Here is a 19,356-nt window from a genome sequence, read left to right on the forward strand (position 1 = left end):
GCGCGAAGGCGCAACCGGATTGTCGGGCGGCGCTGACCAGAGGAAAACTCTCCATGCCGTCGATCGACAGCTTCAACACCCGCCAGGACCTTTCCGTCGGGCGCAAGAAATACGCCTATTACAGCCTTCCGGCCGCTGAGGAAGCGGGTCTGGCCGGGATTTCCCGCCTGCCGCGCTCGATGAAGGTGCTGCTGGAGAACCTGCTTCGCAACGAGGACGGCGTCTCCGTCACCCAGGAAGACCTCAAGGCCGTCGCCGCCTGGGTCGAGAACAAGGGCTCGGTCGAACACGAGATCGCCTTCCGCCCCGCCCGCGTCCTGATGCAGGACTTCACCGGCGTGCCCGCCGTGGTCGATCTGGCCGCCATGCGCGACGCCATGAGCGCCCTGGGCGCCGACGCCGCCAAGATCAACCCGCTGGTGCCCGTCGATCTGGTCATCGACCACTCGGTCATGGTCGACCACTTCGGCACGCCCAAGGCCTTCGGCCAGAACGTCGAGCGCGAATATGAGCGCAACATCGAGCGCTACAACTTCCTGCGCTGGGGTTCGTCGGCCTTCAACAACTTCCGCGTCGTGCCCCCCGGCACCGGCATCTGCCACCAGGTAAACCTGGAGAACCTGGCCCAGACCGTCTGGACCCTGGACGAGGGCAAGAAGACCGTCGCCTATCCCGACACCGTCGTCGGCACCGACAGCCACACCACCATGATCAACGGCCTGGCCGTTCTGGGCTGGGGCGTCGGCGGCATCGAGGCCGAGGCGGCCATGCTGGGCCAGCCGATCCCGATGCTGATCCCGGAAGTCATCGGCTTCAAACTGACCGGCCGTCTGCCGGAAGGCACGACCGCCACCGACCTGGTGCTGACCGTCACCCAGATGCTGCGCAAGAAGGGCGTGGTCGGCAAGTTCGTCGAATTCTTCGGCGACGCCCTGCCGAACATGACGATCGAAGACCAGGCGACCATCGCCAACATGGCCCCGGAATACGGCGCCACCTGCGGCTTCTTCCCCGTCTCGGCCGCCACCATCGGCTATCTGACCGCCACGGGCCGCGACAAGGCGCGCGTCGCCCTGGTCGAAGCCTATGCCAAGGCGCAAGGCCTGTGGATCGACGAGACCTCGGAAGACCCGGTCTTCACCGACGTGCTGGAGCTGGACCTGGCCACGGTCGTGCCGTCGCTGGCCGGCCCCAAGCGTCCCCAGGACCGCGTCGAACTGACCGCGGCCGCCCCGGCCTTCGAGACCGCCCTGACCGAGGTCTTCAACCGTCCCGCCGACGCTCCGCGCGCGGCCGTCGAGGGTGAAGGCTTCACCGTCGGCGACGGCGATGTGGTGATCGCCGCCATCACCTCCTGCACCAACACCTCCAACCCCTCGGTCCTGATCGCCGCCGGCCTGGTGGCGCGCAAGGCCAACGCCCTGGGCCTGAAGGCCAAGCCCTGGGTCAAGACCTCGCTGGCCCCCGGCTCGCAGGTCGTCACCGACTATCTGACCGACGCCGGCCTGCAAAAGGATCTGGACGCCCTGGGCTTCAACCTGGTCGGCTACGGCTGCACCACCTGCATCGGCAACTCGGGCCCGCTGGACCCGGCGATCTCCAAGGCGATCAACGACAACGCCCTGGTCGCCACCTCGGTCCTGTCGGGCAACCGCAACTTCGAAGGTCGGGTGAACCCCGACGTCCAGGCCAACTATCTGGCCTCGCCGCCTCTGGTCGTCGCCTACGCCATCGCCGGCTCGATGCGGATCGACATCACCAAGGATCCGATCGGTCAGGACAAGAACGGCAATGACGTCTTCCTGAAGGACATCTGGCCCACCACCCAGGAAATCGCCGACATTCAGCGCAAGTCGGTCACCCCGGCCATGTTCGCCAAACGCTACAAGGACGTGTTCAAGGGCGACAAGCACTGGCAGGCGATCAAGGTCGCGGGCGGCCAGACCTATGAGTGGGACGACGCCTCCACCTATGTGGCCAACCCGCCCTATTTCGACGGCCTGTCGATGGAGCTGACCCCGGTGCAGGACGTGGTCGAAGCCCGCGTCCTGGCCATCTTCGGCGACTCGATCACCACCGACCACATCTCCCCGGCCGGTTCGATCAAGAAGACCTCGCCCGCCGGCGTCTATCTGACGAACCACGGCGTCGAGGCGGCCGAGTTCAACAGCTACGGCGCCCGCCGCGGCAACCACGAAGTCATGATGCGCGGCACCTTCGCCAATATCCGCATCAAGAACCGGATCACGCCCGAGATCGAGGGCGGCGTGACGAAGCACTTCCCGTCGGGCGACACCATGTCGATCTATGACGCCGCCATGCGGTATCAGTCGGAAGGCCGGCCCTTGGTCGTCTTCGCCGGCAAGGAGTACGGCACCGGCTCGTCGCGCGACTGGGCGGCCAAGGGCACGCGCCTCTTGGGCGTTCGCGCCGTCATCGCCGAAAGCTTCGAACGCATCCACCGTTCGAACCTGGTCGGCATGGGCGTGGTGCCGCTGCAGTTCAAACAGGACGGCTGGCAGAAGCTGGGCCTGACCGGCGAGGAGATCGTCACCATCCGCGGCCTGTCCGACGCCAATGTCGGCAAGCTGCGCCCGCGCCAGGACCTGTGGGTCGAGCTGTTCCGCCCGTCGGACGGCAAGATGGCCCGCTTCCCGGTCCGCTGCCGCATCGATAACCAGACCGAGATGGACTATCTGCTGGCCGGCGGCGTCATGCCCTACGTCCTGCGCAACCTCGCGCGCGGCCCGGAAACCGAGGCGCCGATCGCGGCCGAATAGGCAGCGGTTCGCCGAGATACAAAGAGGGCCGGCGGAGCGATCCGCCGGCCCTTTTCGTTGGGCGCCATGCCGCGCCGGTTCTGCCTTGAGGTCACGCGAACGGACCTCGCCTTACCGGACGGTCGATCCGAAGATTTGAGCACACAGGCCATGCCCGGTACGGGCGCCTGCGTCGCTTTGGTTCGGAGCTCCTGTGTCAAGCACCAGCGGCGCAATCTCGTCGATCCCAATGCGATAGCGGCCCACCACGCGATCATTGTCTGCTGGATCGGTCAACTCGAACGTGGTGACGAGATGGGCGCGATCCGGCTGTTCGATATGCGCTCTGAGGTCGAGTTCGCGATCCCCGGTGGCGCAATGGTTCAACGCCGCTCGCAAATCCTCGCTGAAATGGGGCAGGGGCATGTTGTAAAGGCTGGCCGAGGTTATGTTCATGTTGCGTACGCGCGCCTGGGCGGCGAGGTCGGAAGAAAGAGCGAATTCAGCGCCGCCGGAAATCGCTTTCGGCGTGGCGGCGCAGCCTGCGGCGCCGATAGCTAGCCCAAACATCAGCGCAACCCGATAGGCCGCCATCGCTGTCTCCGTGTGCAACCTCACCATGAAGATGTTGTAGCTCAAGCGCGAATGGCGCGCTACCGGTCTCGATCCAGCTTCAGCGCCTCCGCCAGCAGCCGGGCCTCGGCCGCGCGGCTGGAGCCGGAGCGCCAGGCGACGACGATTTCGCGGTGGGGCGGGACGCCGTCGGCCTGGTTCTCGAAGGGGCGGATGACGACGGACGGGGTGTCGGCCAGGCCGGCTTGGACCGCCATCCTGGGCAGGAAGGAGACGCCGAGCCCTGAGCCGACCATCTGGATCAGGGTGTGCAGGCTGGTGGCGGCGAAGACGTCGTCGCCGCGCGGCGCCTCTATGTCCAGGGCCGCCAGGGCGTGGTCGCGCAGGCAATGGCCGTCCTCCAGCAGGATCAGGTCCTGGGATTTCAGCGAACCGGGACGGATCGGGCCGGGGGCCGCCAGGGCGTGGTCGGCCGGGGCGGCGGCCAGGATCTCGTCGTCGCCGATCCGGGCGTGTTCGATCCCCGGCGCCTCATAGGGCAGGGCGATGACGGCGGCGTCGATCTGACCCGCCTTGAGCGCGGCGATCAGACGCGGCGTCAGATCCTCGCGGATGAAGAGCTTCAGGTTCGGATAGGCCGTCTTCAGCGACGGTAATTTGGCGGGCAGCAGGAAGGGGGCGACGGTCGGAATGACGCCCAGCCGGAACCGTCCCGACAGCGGACGGCCGGCGTTCTGGGCCGCCTCGACCAGATCCTCGGTCCGGGCCAGGACGTCCTCGGCCCGGCGCACGGCCTCGGCGCCGACGGCGGTCATGATGACGGCGCCGCGCGCCCGCTCGACCACGGGTGCGCCCAGGATCCGCTCCAGCTCCTGAACCCCGGCGCTGAGGGCGGGCTGGCTGACGTGGGCGGCCTCGGCGGCGCGGGAGAAGCTGCCGTGTTCGGCGAGGAGCTTCAGGTACTGGAGTTGACGCAGGGTGGGGAGCATGGCGACGAAATAGGGCGCGCCTATACAAAATGCAAAGATAATCGATTGGCCTTATGAAGTTGGGCCGTGTTGAATAGCCACGTCAGCCGAAGGGCTATCCGCAAAACGCCCGCCGCATCGCGCCATCACAGGGAAGATCGCCATGACCACCGAAGCCAAATGCCCATTCTCAGGCGCGACCACCGAGTCTGTCGCCGGGGGCGGGACCCAGAATCACGACTGGTGGCCGGGCCAGCTGCGCGTCGATCTGCTGAACCAGCATTCGTCGCGCTCCAATCCCCTGGGCGAGACGTTCAACTATCGCGAGGCCTTCGCCAAGCTGGACTATGAGGCGCTGAAGGCCGATCTGCGCGCCCTGATGACGGACTCTCAGAACTGGTGGCCGGCCGACTTCGGCCATTACGGGCCGCAGTTCATCCGCATGGCCTGGCACAGCGCCGGCACCTATCGCGTCGGCGACGGCCGGGGCGGCGGCGGACGCGGCCAGCAGAGGTTCGCCCCGCTGAACTCCTGGCCGGACAACGTCAATATCGACAAGTCGCGCCGTCTGCTGTGGCCGATCAAGCAGAAGTACGGCCAGGCGATTTCCTGGGCCGACCTGTTCATCCTGACCGGCAATGTCGCTTTGGAGACCATGGGCTTTCGCACCTTCGGCTTCTCGGGCGGGCGCGAGGACACCTGGGAGCCGGATCAGGACGTCTACTGGGGGCGCGAGACCACCTGGCTGGGCGGCGACGAACGCTATGCGCGCGGCTCGCACGGGGTGGACAAGCCGGCCGACGAAGCGGTTCTGGTCGCCGACGACACGGCCGACGGGGTCCAGCATACGCGCGACCTGGAGAACCCGCTGGCGGCGGTCCAGATGGGGCTGATCTACGTCAATCCAGAAGGACCGGACGGCAATCCCGATCCGGTCGCCGCCGCGCGCGACATCCGCGACACCTTCGCCCGAATGGCGATGAACGACGAGGAGACGGTGGCCCTGATCGCCGGGGGCCACACCTTCGGCAAGACCCACGGCGCCGGCCCGGCCGACCATGTCGGCCCCGAACCCGAGGCCGACGAACTGGAGGCGCAAGGGTTAGGCTGGACCTCCAGCTTCGGCAGCGGCAAGGCCGGCGACGCCATCACCAGCGGCCTGGAGGTCACCTGGACCCAGACCCCGGCCCAGTGGAGCAACTTCTTCTTCGAGAACCTGTTCGGCTTCGAATGGGAGCTGGAGAAGTCACCGGCCGGCGCCCACCAGTGGGTGGCCAAGGACGCCGGCGAGATCATTCCCGACGCCCATGATCCGTCCAAGAAGCGGCGGCCGACCATGCTGACCACCGACCTGTCGCTGCGGTTCGACCCGGAATACGAGAAGATCTCGCGCCGCTTCCTGAACAACCCCCAGGCCTTCGCCGACGCCTTCGCCCGGGCCTGGTTCAAGCTGACCCACCGCGATCTGGGCCCGCGCTCGCGCTACATCGGGCCGGAAGTCCCCAAGGAGGAGCTGGTCTGGCAGGATCCCGTGCCGGCCGTCGACCATCCGCTGATCGACGCCGCCGACGCGGCCGTCCTGAAGGCCCAGATCCTCGCCACGGGTCTGAGCGTGTCCGAACTGGTCGGCGTCGCCTGGGCCTCGGCCTCGACCTTCCGCGGCGGGGACAAGCGCGGCGGCGCCAACGGCGCCCGCATCCGCCTGGCCCCGCAGAAGGACTGGGACGTCAACCAGCCTGAACAGCTCGACCGCGTCCTGAAGACCCTGGAGGGCGTCCAGTCCGCCTTCAACCAGGCCCAGATCGGCGGAAAGAAGGTCTCGTTGGCCGATCTGATCGTCCTGGCCGGAAACGCCGGGATCGAGGCGGCGGCCAGGGCGGCCGGCCATGAGACGACCGTGCCCTTCAATCCCGGTCGGACCGACGCCGGCCAGGACCAGACGGACGTCGAATCCTTCGCCTATCTGGAGCCGGTCGCCGACGGCTTCCGCAACTATCAGAAGGCCCGCTACAGCGTCCCGGCCGAGGCCCTGCTGATCGACCAGGCCCAGCGGCTGACCCTGACGGCGCCGGAGATGACGGTGCTGATCGGGGGCTTGCGCGCCATCAACATCAATGTGCGCGGCTCGACCCACGGGGTGCTGACCGAACGGCCCGGCGTCCTGACCAACGACGTCTTCGTCAATCTGCTGGACATGGGGGTGAAGTGGACCCCGACCAGCCCGGCGCGCGACGTCTTCGAAGGCCGCGACCGCCAGACCGGCGCCCTGCGCTGGACCGGGACGCGCGTGGATCTGGTGTTCGGCTCGAACGCCGTGCTGCGCGCCTTAGCCGAGGTCTACGCCGCCGCAGACGCCCAGAAGAAGTTCGTCGAGGATTTCGTGGCGGCCTGGACCAAGGTCATGGAGCTGGACCGGTTCGACCTGCAAGCCTGATCGGGCGCAGAAGCAGAGGCGAAGGGGGCGGGCGTCGCAAGACGTCCGCCCTTTTCCCTGTTCGATGAACTGTCACGCGGCGCCTCTAGACTGGGCGATAAAAGGAGGACGCCATGACCACCCTCGTAACGCTTCTGACGCCGGACTATGCGGATTGGGAGACCGCCCTGATCATGGCGGGGGCGCGCAGCCATTATGGGTTTGAGACCCTGTTCGCCTCACCCGATGGGGAGGAGGTGGTGTCGGCCGGCGGCCTGTTGGTCGTTCCCCATCTTTCGATCGAAGACATCGAGGTGGACGAGATCGACGCCGTCCTGGTGAACGGCGGCTCCATCTGGCGCCAGCCCGGCGCGCCGGACGTCTCGGACCTGCTGCGTTGGGCGCATGGGGCGGGCAAGACGGTGGGCGGCATCTGCGACGGAACCCTGGCCCTGGCGCGCGCTGGGCTTCTGGACCAGAGGCCCCATACCGCCAACGGGCCCGACAGCCTCTCCATCACCGGCTACGGCGGGGCGGCCCATTACCGCGACCAGCCTCGCGCCGTTCTGGCCGATCGGGTCGTCACGGCGGCGGGCACGGCGCCGGTCAGCTTCATGGGGGCGGTGCTGGACTCGCTGGGTCTGAAAAGCGCCGAGCTGGACGCCTATCTCAGCCTTTTCGGCGCGGAACACCTCGCCCCGGTCAGCGCAGCCTGATCTCGTACAGCTGGGGCCAGCGCTTGCCGGTGACGAACAGCCGCTTGCCCGCGGCGTCCCAGGCGATGCCGTTCAGGACGTCGTCGTTCGGGTCCAGGCCCGCGTCCTTGGGGACCAGGTCCGTCAGGTCGATGAAGGCCTTCACCACCCCAGTCTCCGGGTCGATGCGGGCGATGCGGTTGTCCTGCCACAGATTGGCGAAGACTTCGCCATGGATCCATTCCAGCTCATTGATCTGGTCCAGCGGCCGGCCGTCGGCGGTGACGGAGATCCGGCCGGTCTCGGCCAGGGTGTCGGGATCGAGGAAGCGGATCTGATCGGTGCCGTCGCTCATGATCAGTCGGCGTCCGTCGGTGGTCAGCCCCCAACCCTCGCCCGGATAGGAGAAGCCGCCCAGGGGCGAGAAGTCCTCCAGCTTGAAGATGAAGCCGATGTGGTTGCGCCAGGTCAGATTGTAGAGCTTGCCGTTCAGGGCGGCCAAACCCTCGCCGAAATAGACGGTGGGCAGGTCGCGCCGACGCAGGATTTCGCCGTCCTCCAACCGCACCTGGCGCACCGACGACGGATAGAGGCCCGTGCTCTCGTAAAGGGCGCCGTCGTGGAAGAAGAGGCCCTCGGTGAAGGCCGTCCGGTCATGCGGATAGGCGTGCACCACCTGATAGGCCTGGGTCGGAACCTCGGCCCGAACGGGCAGGGTCGCGCCCACCGCCAGCAGCAGGCCGACGATCAGGCCGGCGAAGCGCAGGGGCGGGCGCGGCATGGTCAGGCGCCTTCGGCGGCGGCTTCCGCCTCGGCCTTGCGGGCGCGGGCCTCGGCGCGTTCGGCCTCGGCGCGGGCGGCCTCGGCCTTTTCCTTCTTGGAGGCGGAGCGACGGCCCAGCATGTTCAGGGCCTCGACCCCGGCCGAGAAGGCCATGGCGGCGTAGATATAGCCCTTGGGCACATGATAGCCGAAGCCGTCGGCGATCAGCACCATGCCGATCATCAGCAGGAAGCCCAGGGCCAGCATGACGACGCTGGGGTTGTCGTTGATGAAGTTCGCCAGCGGGTCGGCGGCCAGCAGCATCACCGTCACGGCGACCAGGACGGCGACGACCATGATGGGCAGGTGCTCGGTCATGCCCACGGCGGTCAGGATGGAGTCGATCGAGAAGACCAGGTCCAGCAGGATGATCTGGAAGATGGCCGCCCCGGCGTTGGTGATCATCACGTCCTTCTTGTCCATGACGTCATGGGTGGGCGTGGGATCGACCGTGTGGTGGATCTCCTTGGTGGCTTTCCAGACCAGGAACAGGCCGCCCGCGATCAGGATCAGATCCTTCCACGAGAATTCGTTGCCCGCGACGGTGAAGACCGGCTGAACCAGGCCCACCAGCCAGGCGATGATCGACAGCAGGGCCAGGCGCATGACCAGGGCCAGGCCGATGCCGATGCGCCGCACCTTCTGGCGCTGATGCTCGGGCAGTTTGTTCGACAGGATCGAGATGAAGATCAGATTGTCGATGCCGAGCACGACCTCCATCACCACCAGGGTCACCAGGGCCGCCCAGGCGGCCGGGTCGGAGAGAAGGGGCAGGATGCTGTCGAGCATGGAATGTCCAGGAGGGGAAAGGCGTCGGCGGGAACAGCTAGGCCCGGCTCAGGTTCCGATCAAGCGCGGGGGTGCGGTGCAATGGTCGCACCCTGGCTCACCGCGCGGCGAAGGTCACATCGACCACCAGGGGGAAGTGGTCCGAGATCACCTGGCCCGAAAAGGAGTCCGTCAGGACGCCGAACCTTTCCACCGCCAGGCGGGGATCGACGAAGACATGGTCGATGGGCGCCCCGTCCGCGGCCTTGGCGAGGTCGAAGCCGTTATAGGTGGTCGAAGGGCCGAAGACGACGGGGCTGACGGTGCGGGCGTCACGCAGGCCGGCCGACACGATCCGGCGATAGGGGGCGCTGTCGGGTCCGGTGTTGAAGTCGCCCAGCAAGACCACGGCCGCCGTTTCGCCCCGGGCGGTCGCAGGCGGCAGGTCGGCCGCCAGGGCGGCGCACTGTTCACGGGCGACCACGCCGACATGGTCGAAATGGGCGTTGCGGACGTCCAGCATCCGGCCGTCGGAACGGTCGCGCAGCACCACCCGCGTCAGGGTGCGGGGCAGGGCCGCGTCCCAGCCCTTCGAAGGGCGATCCGGGGTCGGCGAACACCAGAGAGTCTGTTTGCGGACGACCTCGAATCGGTCGCGTCGCCAGAACAGGGTGGTGGTCTCGCCCCCCTCGGCCCCGTCGTCGCGACCCAGGCCGTAGTGGTCGTAGTCCGGCGCTTGTTCGGCCAGATAGGCGACCATGGGAATCAGGGCCTCCTGAACGCCCAGCACGTCCGGGGCGAAGAAGGCGATCTGACGCGCCATGTGCGGGCGCCGTTCGGGCCAGTTCGGCCGATCGTCAGGGGCGTCATAACGGATGTTGTAGCTCATCAGCCGGATCGGCTGCGGTTCGGGGGCCGCGAAGGGCTCGGCGCGGGCGGCGTGCGATCCCGTCAGGGCGGCGACGACGGCGATCATCAGGGCGCGGAACTTCATGGCGGATCTTTGCTGCAGCCGGAGAAAGACGAATGTCGCACGGGGCTATGACCGAGGTGCGACGCTGGGTGCGGCTTCTTCACCCTTCACGCAATGTTGCGAGCGGCAAAACCCCGTGCTATCAGGCGCCCGGCTTGAAGGGGGCGTATTCACGAATACGGCCTCTATCGTGCTTTCCGCAAGCATTTCAAGCTTTTGACCGTTGCGACCCTCGCAGTCGGTCGCGACCCTGACACAACGACCTCGGACCCTAATCAGTGGCTGATGATTTCAGAACGACGGAAGTCGGCGATCGCTACGCACAGGCGCTGTTTGATCTGGCGCTGGAAACCGGCCGCCTCGACGCCGTTCGCGCCGACGTCGTCTCGCTGAAGACCGCCTGGATCGAGAGCGCCGATCTGCGCCGCCTGGCGACCTCGCCGGTCATTTCGGCCGATGATCAGGTCAAGGGCCTGACCGCCGTCGCCGCCAAGGCCAGGTTCGAGCCGAACACCGTCAACTTCCTGGGGCTGCTGGCCCAGAACGGCCGCGCCCGTGATCTGGCCGCCGTGATCGCCGGTTTCGAGCGCCTGTACGCCAAACACGCCGGCGTCGTCGCCGCCGAGGTGATCTCGGCCCAGCCGCTGGACGACAAGCAGCTGACCGCGATCAAGACCGCCCTGAACAAGAGCCTGGGCAAGGCGCCGGAACTGACCACGCGGGTCGATCCGGCCATCCTGGGCGGCCTGAAGGTCAAGGTCGGCTCGAAACTGTTCGACGCCTCGCTGAAGACCAAGCTCGACCAGATGAAGTTCGCCCTAAAGCGCGCGTAAGCGCCGCCCCCGTCCACCCGATTGTCGGCGCCTGAACGGCGCAACCGCAAAAAGACTGAAGAACAGAGAGCCCGTCATGGACATCCGCGCCGCTGAAATCTCGGCCATCCTCAAGTCGCAGATCGCCAACTTCGGCGTCGAAGCCGACGTTTCCGACGTCGGCAGCGTGCTGTCGGTCGGCGACGGCATCGCCCGCATCCACGGTCTGGACAATGTCCAGGCCGGCGAAATGGTCGAGTTCACCAAGGCCGGCGTGAAGGGCATGGCCCTGAACCTGGAGCGCGACAATGTGGGCGCCGTGATCTTCGGCGCCGACGCCGCCATCGCCGAGGGCGACGACGTGCGCCGCCTGGGCGAGATCGTGGACGTGCCGGTCGGCAAGGGCCTCCTGGGCCGCGTCGTCAACCCGCTGGGCGAGCCGATCGACGGCAAGGGTCCGATCCAGTTCACCGAGCGCCGCCGCGTCGACGTCAAGGCGCCGGGCATCATCCCCCGCAAGTCGGTCCACGAGCCGATGCAGACCGGCCTGAAGGCCATCGACACCCTGATCCCCGTCGGCCGCGGCCAGCGCGAGCTGATCATCGGCGACCGTCAGGTCGGCAAGACCGCCGTCGCCGTCGACACCATCCTGAACCAGAAGAACGTCAACAAGACCGACGACGAGAGCGCCAAGCTCTACTGCATCTACGTCGCCATCGGTCAGAAGCGTTCGACCGTCGCCCAGATCGTCAAGACCCTCGAAGAGTCGGGCGCTCTGGAATACACCATCGTCGTCGCCGCCACGGCGTCCGAGCCCGCCCCGCTGCAGTTCCTGGCGCCCTTCGCCGGCACCGCCATGGGCGAGTTCTTCCGCGACAACGGCATGCACGCCCTGATCGTCTATGACGACCTGTCGAAACAGGCTGTGGCTTATCGCCAGATGTCGCTGCTGCTGCGCCGCCCGCCGGGCCGCGAAGCCTATCCGGGCGACGTCTTCTACCTGCACAGCCGCCTCTTGGAGCGTTCGGCCAAGCTGAACGAGGACTATGGTTCGGGCTCCATGACCGCCCTGCCGATCATCGAAACCCAGGCCAACGACGTTTCGGCCTATATTCCGACCAACGTCATCTCGATCACCGACGGCCAAATCTTCCTGGAATCGGACCTCTTCTATCAGGGCATCCGTCCGGCCGTGAACGTCGGCATCTCGGTGTCGCGCGTGGGCTCCTCGGCCCAGACCAAGGCGATGAAGAAGGTCGCCGGCACCATCAAGGGCGAACTGGCCCAGTATCGCGAGATGGCCGCCTTCGCCAAGTTCGGCTCGGACCTGGACGCCTCGACCCAGAAGCTGTTGGCCCGCGGCGCCCGACTGACCGAGCTGCTGAAGCAGCCCCAGTATTCGCCCCTGTCGATGGAAGAACAGGTCGTCTCGGTCTACGCCGGCACGCGCGGCTATATCGACGGCATCGCGGTCGGCGACGTCGGCCGGTTCGAGAAGGAGCTGCTGGCGCGCATCCACGCCAACCACGCCTCGCTGCTGGACGGCATTCGCACCAAGAAGGACCTGACCGCCGACCTCGAGGCCGAGCTGAAGGACATCCTGGCCGCCTTCGTCAAGACCTTCGCCTGAGTTCAACCGGATAAGCTGAGAGAGTAGCGCCGGATGGCCAGCCTCAAGGAAATGCGCAATCGGATCGGAAGCGTGAAAGCCACGCAGAAGATCACGAAAGCCATGCAGATGGTCGCCGCGGCCAAGCTGAAACGCGCCCAGGACCAGGCCGAAAGCGCCCGGCCCTATGCGAAGAAGATGGCCTCGGTCATCGCCAACCTGGCCGCCGGCGTCTCGGGCGCCGATGCGCCGCGCTTGCTGGCCGGCACGGGTCAGGACCAGCGTCACCTGATCGTGGTGGCGACGGCGGACAAGGGCCTGGCGGGCGGTTTCTCGACCAATGTCATCCGCGCCGCGCGCGAACGGATCAACAGCCTGATCGCGAACGGCAAGGACGTCCGGATCATCGCGGTCGGCCGCAAGTCGCGCGATCAGCTGTCGCGCCTGTACGGCGACAAGCTGGTCCGCACCTTCGAACTGAGCGAGCACAAGACGGTGGGCCTGCCCTCGGCCCAGCCCATCGCCGAAATGATCGCCACGGCCTTCGAGGACGGTCAGGCCGATGTGGTCACCCTGTTCTACAGCCAGTTCAGGTCTGTCATCTCCCAGGTTCCGACCGCCAAACAGCTGATCCCGGCTGTGGTCGAGGGCGACGCGGCCCCGGTCGACCTGAACGGCGCGGTCTATGAGTACGAGCCCTCGGAAGAGGAAATCCTCGAGACCCTGCTGCCGCGCAACCTGACGACCCAGATCCTGGCCGCCCTCTATGAGAACCAGGCGGGCTTCTTCGGATCGCAGATGGCGGCGATGGACAATGCGACGCGCAACGCCGGCGACCTCATCAACGCCCTGACGCTGCAGTACAACCGCAAGCGCCAAGCCCAGATCACCACCGAGCTGATCGAGATCATCGCCGGCGCCGAAGCCCTCTGATCCCGACCGAACAGACATTCCGATACGGACCCCAGCCATGACCGACACCGTCGCCCCCAAAAAGCCCGCCGCCCGCAAGCCGGCCGCCAAGAAGGTCGCTCCCGCAGCGGCCCCCGTCTCCGCCGCCGCCACGGGCCGCATCGCCCAGGTCATCGGCGCCGTCGTCGACGTCGAGTTTGACGGCCATCTGCCGGCCATCCTCAGCGCCCTGCACACCCAGAACGTCGATCAGAAGACGGGCGAGCCCTTCACCCTGGTTCTGGAAGTCGCCCAGCACCTGGGTGAGAACATGGTCCGCGCCATCGCCATGGACACGACCGAGGGCCTGACCCGCGGCCAGCCCGTCACCGACACAGGCTCCTCGATCCAGGCGCCGGTCGGCCCCGGCACCCTGGGCCGCATCATGAACGTCGTCGGCCAGCCGATCGACGAAGCCGGCCCGATCAAGACCGAGCTTTACCGTCCGATCCACAAGGAAGCCCCGAGCTTCGACGAGCAGTCGACCTCGGCCGAGATCCTGGTCACCGGCATCAAGGTCATCGACCTGATGTGCCCCTACACCAAGGGCGGCAAGATCGGCCTGTTCGGCGGCGCCGGCGTGGGCAAGACCGTGACCATGCAGGAACTGATCAACAATATCGCCAAGGCTTACGGCGGTTATTCGGTTCTGGCCGGCGTGGGTGAGCGCACCCGCGAAGGCAACGACCTGTATCACGAGATGATCGAGTCCAACGTGAACGTGGACCCGGCCAAGAACGGCGGTTCGACCGAGGGCTCCAAATGCGCCCTGGTCTACGGCCAGATGAACGAGCCCCCCGGCGCCCGCGCCCGCGTCGCCCTGACCGGCCTGTCGATCGCGGAATACTTCCGTGACGAGGAAGGCAAGGACGTCCTGCTGTTCGTCGACAACATCTTCCGCTTCACCCAGGCCGGCTCCGAAGTGTCGGCTCTGCTGGGCCGCATCCCCTCGGCCGTGGGCTATCAGCCGACGCTGGCGACCGAGATGGGCAACCTGCAAGAGCGGATCACCTCGACCAAGAAGGGTTCGATCACCTCGGTCCAGGCCATCTACGTCCCCGCCGACGACCTGACCGACCCGGCGCCCGCCGCCTCCTTCGCCCACCTGGACGCGACGACCGTTCTGAGCCGTGACATCGCCGCCCAGGCCATCTTCCCGGCCGTGGACCCGCTGGACTCCACCTCGCGGATCATGGACCCGCTGGTGATCGGCGAGGAGCACTATCAGGTCGCCCGTTCGGTTCAGGAAGTCCTGCAGCAGTACAAGGGCCTGAAGGACATCATCGCCATCCTGGGCATGGACGAGCTGTCGGAAGAGGACAAGCTGATCGTGGCCCGCGCCCGCAAGATCCAGCGCTTCCTGTCCCAGCCCTTCCACGTGGCTGAACAGTTCACCAACACCCCCGGCGCCTTCGTCGACCTGAAGGACACGATCCGCTCGTTCAAGGGCATCGTGGCCGGCGAGTACGACCACCTGCCGGAAGCGGCCTTCTACATGGTCGGCCCGATCGAAGAGGCCGTCGCCAAGGCCGAGAAGATGGCGGCGGAAGCCTGAACATGCGCAAGGCTCTCGCCAGCCTCATTCTCTTTTGTCTGGCCTCGCCCGTTTCGGCGCGGGCACAGGCTGATGGAGATTTTGAAGCTATGGCGGGAGCTTGTGCTGCCTTTCTGGCTGATGGTCGATTCCCGGCCTTGATCGATGAAGGCGCGTTCTTTGAACAGAGAGGTTTCAAAGGCGCGGCTTCTACCGTCAAGGCCGATGAAGTCTCCCGCACCTACACCCGTTCCGGCACGCCGATCGATCCCGTTCGGATCATGGTCGGGCGTCCGGCCGAAACGGGTAGGGAGACCTGCTCTATTTTGGACCTGAATGGGCCGGAAGCGGGGGACGAATTCATCGCCAAGACGCGCGCTCAGGCAGACTGGGCGTTCAACAGCGAGTCAAACGACGGCAACGGAAAGGGCGTCCTGTTTGAGAGGAACGCTGGCGGGGCCGTGATCTATCTGGCGATTTGGGGTACGGGTGCGGCTTACCCGGTTTCCATCGCCTCCTATCAAATCGGAACATCGGACTGATGGCTGGCAAACTCAACTTCTCCCTCGTCTCGCCGGAACGCGAGGTCTTCTCCGGCCTCGTGGACCAGGTGGACGCGCCGGGCGTCGAGGGCGACTTCGGCGTCCTGCCGGCCCACGCCCCCTTCATGACCGCCCTGCGCGAGGGCCTGGTGACCGTCTATGTCGGCGGGACCAGGACCCAGTACGACGTCAAGGGCGGCTTCGCCGACGTCAACGGCGAAGGCCTGACCATCCTGGCCGAACAGGCGACTGAGGTCGTCGCGGCCTGATCCTTTCTCAGGCTCGTAAAGAGTGAGGCCTCCCGTTTCGGCGGGGGGCCTTTTTCTTTGCCCTCTCCCGCTTGCGGGGGAGGTGTCGCGTCGATCGCGAAGCGATCCAGCGACGGAGGGGGAGGTTTCACTCCGGAAGAAGACTTCCCCCATCGTCAGCCGTCTCGCTCCGCTCGACGAGCTGACACTTCCCCCGCAAGCGGGGGAAGGGCTAGAACGCCTCCATGACCGAAGCTCTCGATATCCACGGCGTCTGCGATCCGCGTTTCGCGGCGGTGAAGGACGTTTTCGCCGCCAACTTCACTGACGCGCCCGAGGGGCTGAACGAGGCGGGGGCGCGGTTCTGCGTGATGATCGAGGGGGCGCCGGTCGTCGATCTGTGGGCGGGGCACGCCGATACGGCCAAGACGACGCCCTTCGCCGAGGACACCCTGACCCCGGTCTTCTCGACCGGCAAGGCGGTGATGGCCCTGCTGATGGCCACGGCGGTCGAGGCGGGCAAGGTGGCCTATGACGAGAAGGTCTCCCATATCTGGCCCGCCTTCGGCCAGGCCGGCAAGGACAAGGTCACCGTCGCCCAGCTGATGAGCCACCAGTCGGGCCTGCCCGGCTTCTCGGAGCCGGTGGAGCCGTCGCTGTGGTTCGATCCGGCGGCGGTCAACGCCCGGCTGGCGGCCCAGGCGCCCATGTGGGAACCGGGGACGGCCTCGGGCTATCATCCGGTCACGGTCGGCTATCTGGCCAATGAGGTGTTCCGCCTGACGACGGGCCGGACCATGGGCCAGGCCCTGCGTGCCGACTTCGCCGACCTGGACCTGTGGATCGGCCTGCCGGAGGACCAGCACGGGCGGGTGGCCCAGATGCGCAAACCCTCGGCCGCGCCCAGCCTGGGGACCATAGATCCGATCAAACAGGCGGCCTTCCTGGACCGGGGCTCGGCGCCGGGCGGGCGCGGCTCGGCCGAATGGCGCAAGATGGAGATCCCCTCGGCCAATATGCACGCCACGGCGGCGGGTCTGGCGCGGATGCTGGGCGTCGTGGCCAATGACGGGATGCTGGACGGGCGGCGGCTGCTTTCGAAGGGCGTGCTGCGCGACCTGACGCGCGAGCGGATCCACGGCCAGGACAAGGTGCTGCCCTATGTGATCAGCTGGGCGGCGGGCCTGATGCGCAACGACGGGCTGAACGTCTTCGGACCGGGCGAGTCCTTCGGTCACTACGGCTGGGGCGGGTCCATGGCCATGGCCGATCCGTCGCGTCGCCTGTCGGCCGCCTATGTGATGACGCGCCAGTCGCCGCACCTGATCGGCGACCCGCGCCCCCGGCGCCTGCTGGACGCCCTCTACGCCGCGGTCTAGACGGTTTCCGACAGGACGACCGCGCGTCGGGCGGCGCGCGACCGCTGCGCCGCGCCCAGGGCGAAGACGCCCGCTCCGGCCCAGATGAAGCCGAAGGAGACGATCCGCAGCGGGGTCAGGGGCTCGCCCGCCCAGACGCCGCAGGCGAACTGCAGCGTCGGCGCCAGAAACTGGATGAAGCCGACGGTGGACAGGGGCAGACGCCGCGCCGACCAGGCGAACAGCACCAGAGGAATGACCGTCGCCGGTCCGTTGACCAGGGCCCAGGCCAGTCCGGCGGGCGAGGAAAAGCCGGTCGCCTGCCCATGGGCCGCCAGCCAGGCCAGGAACAGGGCGCCGAACGGCATCAGCACCAGACATTCGACGAACAGGCCGGTCTGGGCCGAGGCGGGCACGCGCTTTCTGATCACCGCATAGGCGCAGAAGGTGACGGCGAGCGTCAGTCCGATGATCGGCACATGGCCCAGGGCGACGGTCTGGACGGCCACCCCCACGGCGGCCAGGGCGATGGCGACGCCGCTCCAGCGGTCGATCTTCTCGCGGAACAGCAGGGCCCCTGCGGCCATGTTCAAGAGCGGGTTGATGTAATAGCCGAGGCTGGCCTCCAGCGTCGCATGATGGGTGGTGGCGAAGACATAGAGGCTCCAGTTGACCGCGATCATCGCCGCCGACAGGGCCAGCCAGCCGAAGACGCGCGGCGTCGCCAGCGCCTGTTTCGCCTCGTTCCACTGTCCCGCCAGCAGCAGGACCAGACCCGCCACGAAGACCGACCAGACCGCCCGGTGAGCCAGGATCTCGGGCGCGCTGAAGCCGTGGGCCGCCAGGGCCATGAACAGCAGGGGCAGAAGACCCCACAGGGTGTAGCAGGCGATGGCCGTGCCGACCGCGCGGGGATCGTTGGGGGAGGGGGAGGCGGTCATGGGGGAGCGCACGTGATTTTACTTTCGTCATCCTCCGGGCCGCGAAGCGGAACCGGGGGACCCAGCGGCGCGCGCGAGCGCGAACCTGTCGCAGAAGAGGTCTTTCGTACCCAGCGGCGGATGGATTTCGCCTTCGGCGCCGCTGGGTCCCCCGGTCTGCGCCGCGAAGACGCGGCTTGCCGGAGGATGACGAAAGCTAAGCGGAGCGGTTTAGACGGTGATCGAACGATACCCCGACGACGGCTTGATCGTGCCCGTCTCGTCCAGCAGCTGGGCGATCTGGACGGCGTTCAGGGCCGCGCCCTTGCGCAGATTGTCGGACACCACCCAGAAGCTCAGGCCGTTCTCGACCGTCGGGTCCTTGCGGATGCGGCTGACGTAGACGGCGAACTCGCCGGCGGCGTCGACCGGGGTGATGTAGCCGTCATGCTCCTGCTTATCGACGACCAGTACGCCCGGCGCCTCGCGTAGGATGGCGCGGGCCTCGTCCGGCGCGATGGGGCGATCGAACTCGACCGTCACCGCTTCCGAATGGCCGACGAAGACCGGCACCCGCACGCAGGTGACCGTCAGCTTGATGTTCGGATCCAGCATCTTGTGGGTCTCGTCCCACATCTTCTGCTCTTCGTCGGTATAGCCGTCCTCGTTGAAGGCGCCGATGAAGGGGATGACGTTGAAGGCGATCTGTTTGGGGAACTTCTTGGGCGTGGCGTCGCCCAGGCCGTAGATGGCCTTGGTCTGGTTCCACAGCTCGTCCATGCCTTCCTTGCCGGCGCCGGACACCGACTGATAGGTCGAGACCACCACCCGCTTGATTTTGGCCGCGTCGTGCAGGGGCTTCAGGGCCACGACCAGCTGGGCGGTCGAGCAGTTGGGGTTGGCGATGATGTTCTTCTTCTTGGCGTCCTTGACCGCGTCGGGGTTCACCTCGGGCACGATCAGCGGCACGTCCGGGTCCTTGCGGAAGGCCGAGGAGTTGTCGATCACGATGGGGCCGGCCTTGCCGATCCTTTCGGACCACTCCCGCGACACAGCGCCGCCGGCCGACATCAGGACGATGTCGACGGATGCGAAGTCGAACTGTTCGATGTCCTGGCATTTGACGGTCCGGTCGCCGAACGAGACCTCGACCCCCTTGGACTTGCGCGAGGCGATGGCGTGGATTTCATCGACGGGGAAGTTCAGCTCCTCGAGGATGTTCAGCATTTCGCGGCCCACATTGCCCGTGGCCCCGACGATCGCGACGCGATAACCCATGATGTTTGGTCCTTCGGACGCGCTGACGCTCGGCCTGCGGGGCCCTGCTGCTTCAGCGCGAAATAGAGGGGAGAAGCGTCCTGCATTTAGGCGTTCGCAGCCGCGAAGCAATCGCTTTTCGGCGGATGGGGCT

The 19,356-nt window shown here is 66.9% G+C and carries 17 protein-coding genes; 10 read left to right on the forward strand and 7 right to left on the reverse strand.

The genetic code is table 11. The features are described 5' to 3' along the window. Positions 1-53: 53 nt before the first annotated feature. Positions 54-2,780 (forward strand): aconitate hydratase AcnA, encoded by a 2,727-nt coding sequence (acnA, locus tag AC1RKE_RS12190; RefSeq protein WP_492897147.1) that lies wholly within the window; start codon positions 54-56, stop codon positions 2,778-2,780. Between the two features lie 111 nt (positions 2,781-2,891). Here the strand turns inward: acnA and AC1RKE_RS12195 are convergent, their stop codons facing one another. Next, positions 2,892-3,353 carry a hypothetical protein gene (locus AC1RKE_RS12195; RefSeq protein ID WP_348683813.1) on the reverse strand — a complete coding sequence of 154 codons (462 nt, stop codon included), beginning with the start codon at positions 3,351-3,353 and terminating at the stop codon, positions 2,892-2,894. Positions 3,354-3,412: 59 nt separating this feature from the next. Then, a complete protein-coding gene (locus tag AC1RKE_RS12200; RefSeq protein ID WP_348683815.1) occupies positions 3,413-4,321 on the reverse strand; it encodes a hydrogen peroxide-inducible genes activator in 909 nt (302 codons plus the stop codon). Positions 4,322-4,463: 142 nt separating this feature from the next. On the opposite strand from AC1RKE_RS12200, the gene katG reads away from it, so the two are divergent. Together katG and AC1RKE_RS12210 are read left to right on the forward strand one after the other, a co-directional pair. Then, positions 4,464-6,734 (forward strand): catalase/peroxidase HPI, encoded by a 2,271-nt coding sequence (gene katG, locus AC1RKE_RS12205; RefSeq protein WP_395941896.1) that lies wholly within the window; start codon positions 4,464-4,466, stop codon positions 6,732-6,734. Between the two features lie 113 nt (positions 6,735-6,847). Next, the gene (locus AC1RKE_RS12210; RefSeq protein WP_348683614.1) at positions 6,848-7,429 is read left to right on the forward strand and encodes a DJ-1/PfpI family protein; all 582 of its coding nucleotides are present in this window, start codon (positions 6,848-6,850) and stop codon (positions 7,427-7,429) included. Here AC1RKE_RS12210 and AC1RKE_RS12215 read toward each other — a convergent pair. The 3 genes from AC1RKE_RS12215 to AC1RKE_RS12225 all read right to left on the reverse strand — a co-directional run bounded on the left by AC1RKE_RS12215 (position 7,416) and on the right by AC1RKE_RS12225 (position 9,992). Then, positions 7,416-8,189: a glutaminyl-peptide cyclotransferase gene (locus AC1RKE_RS12215; RefSeq protein WP_228185050.1), complete on the reverse strand. Its 774-nt coding sequence runs from the start codon at positions 8,187-8,189 to the stop codon at positions 7,416-7,418. The genes AC1RKE_RS12210 and AC1RKE_RS12215 overlap by 14 nt on opposite strands. 2 nt (positions 8,190-8,191) lie before the next feature. Continuing rightward, on the reverse strand, positions 8,192-9,019 hold the full coding sequence (locus tag AC1RKE_RS12220) for a TerC family protein (RefSeq protein WP_082382597.1): 828 nt from the start codon (positions 9,017-9,019) through the stop codon (positions 8,192-8,194). A 97-nt stretch (positions 9,020-9,116) separates the two neighbouring features. Continuing rightward, on the reverse strand, positions 9,117-9,992 hold the full coding sequence (locus tag AC1RKE_RS12225; protein WP_348683617.1) for an endonuclease/exonuclease/phosphatase family protein: 876 nt from the start codon (positions 9,990-9,992) through the stop codon (positions 9,117-9,119). Positions 9,993-10,249: 257 nt separating this feature from the next. Between AC1RKE_RS12225 and AC1RKE_RS12230 the strand changes: the two genes are divergently transcribed. From AC1RKE_RS12230 to AC1RKE_RS12260, 7 genes are all read left to right on the forward strand, one after another. Further along, a complete protein-coding gene (locus AC1RKE_RS12230) occupies positions 10,250-10,804 on the forward strand; it encodes a F0F1 ATP synthase subunit delta (protein WP_191554933.1) in 555 nt (184 codons plus the stop codon). A 76-nt stretch (positions 10,805-10,880) separates the two neighbouring features. After that, a complete protein-coding gene (gene atpA / locus AC1RKE_RS12235) occupies positions 10,881-12,413 on the forward strand; it encodes a F0F1 ATP synthase subunit alpha (RefSeq protein WP_191554934.1) in 1,533 nt (510 codons plus the stop codon). Between the two features lie 33 nt (positions 12,414-12,446). Further along, positions 12,447-13,325, forward strand: coding sequence for a F0F1 ATP synthase subunit gamma (locus AC1RKE_RS12240; RefSeq protein WP_152949429.1), 879 nt, complete (start codon positions 12,447-12,449; stop codon positions 13,323-13,325). A gap of 37 nt (positions 13,326-13,362) precedes the next feature. Then, positions 13,363-14,898, forward strand: a complete 1,536-nt coding sequence (gene atpD, locus AC1RKE_RS12245) for a F0F1 ATP synthase subunit beta (RefSeq protein ID WP_182713409.1) — start codon at positions 13,363-13,365, stop codon at positions 14,896-14,898. 2 nt (positions 14,899-14,900) lie between these two features. After that, entirely contained in the window at positions 14,901-15,419 is a 519-nt protein-coding gene (locus tag AC1RKE_RS12250) for a hypothetical protein (protein WP_182713410.1), read from the forward strand. After that, complete coding sequence (locus tag AC1RKE_RS12255) at positions 15,419-15,688, forward strand: ATP synthase F1 subunit epsilon (RefSeq protein ID WP_054764641.1); 270 nt, start codon at positions 15,419-15,421, stop codon at positions 15,686-15,688. Before AC1RKE_RS12250 ends, AC1RKE_RS12255 begins: the two co-directional genes overlap by 1 nt. Before the next feature lie 224 nt (positions 15,689-15,912). Beyond that, positions 15,913-17,046 carry a serine hydrolase domain-containing protein gene (locus AC1RKE_RS12260; RefSeq protein WP_348683620.1) on the forward strand — a complete coding sequence of 378 codons (1,134 nt, stop codon included), beginning with the start codon at positions 15,913-15,915 and terminating at the stop codon, positions 17,044-17,046. On the opposite strand, the gene rarD is transcribed toward AC1RKE_RS12260, so the two are convergent. Further along, entirely contained in the window at positions 17,043-17,966 is a 924-nt protein-coding gene (gene rarD, locus AC1RKE_RS12265) for an EamA family transporter RarD (RefSeq protein WP_182713412.1), read from the reverse strand. The genes AC1RKE_RS12260 and rarD overlap by 4 nt on opposite strands. Before the next feature lie 210 nt (positions 17,967-18,176). Next, positions 18,177-19,223 carry an aspartate-semialdehyde dehydrogenase gene (locus tag AC1RKE_RS12270; protein WP_348683623.1) on the reverse strand — a complete coding sequence of 349 codons (1,047 nt, stop codon included), beginning with the start codon at positions 19,221-19,223 and terminating at the stop codon, positions 18,177-18,179. Positions 19,224-19,356 lie beyond the last annotated feature (133 nt).

The organism is Brevundimonas sp. GW822-FHT03E11 (assembly GCF_058801445.1).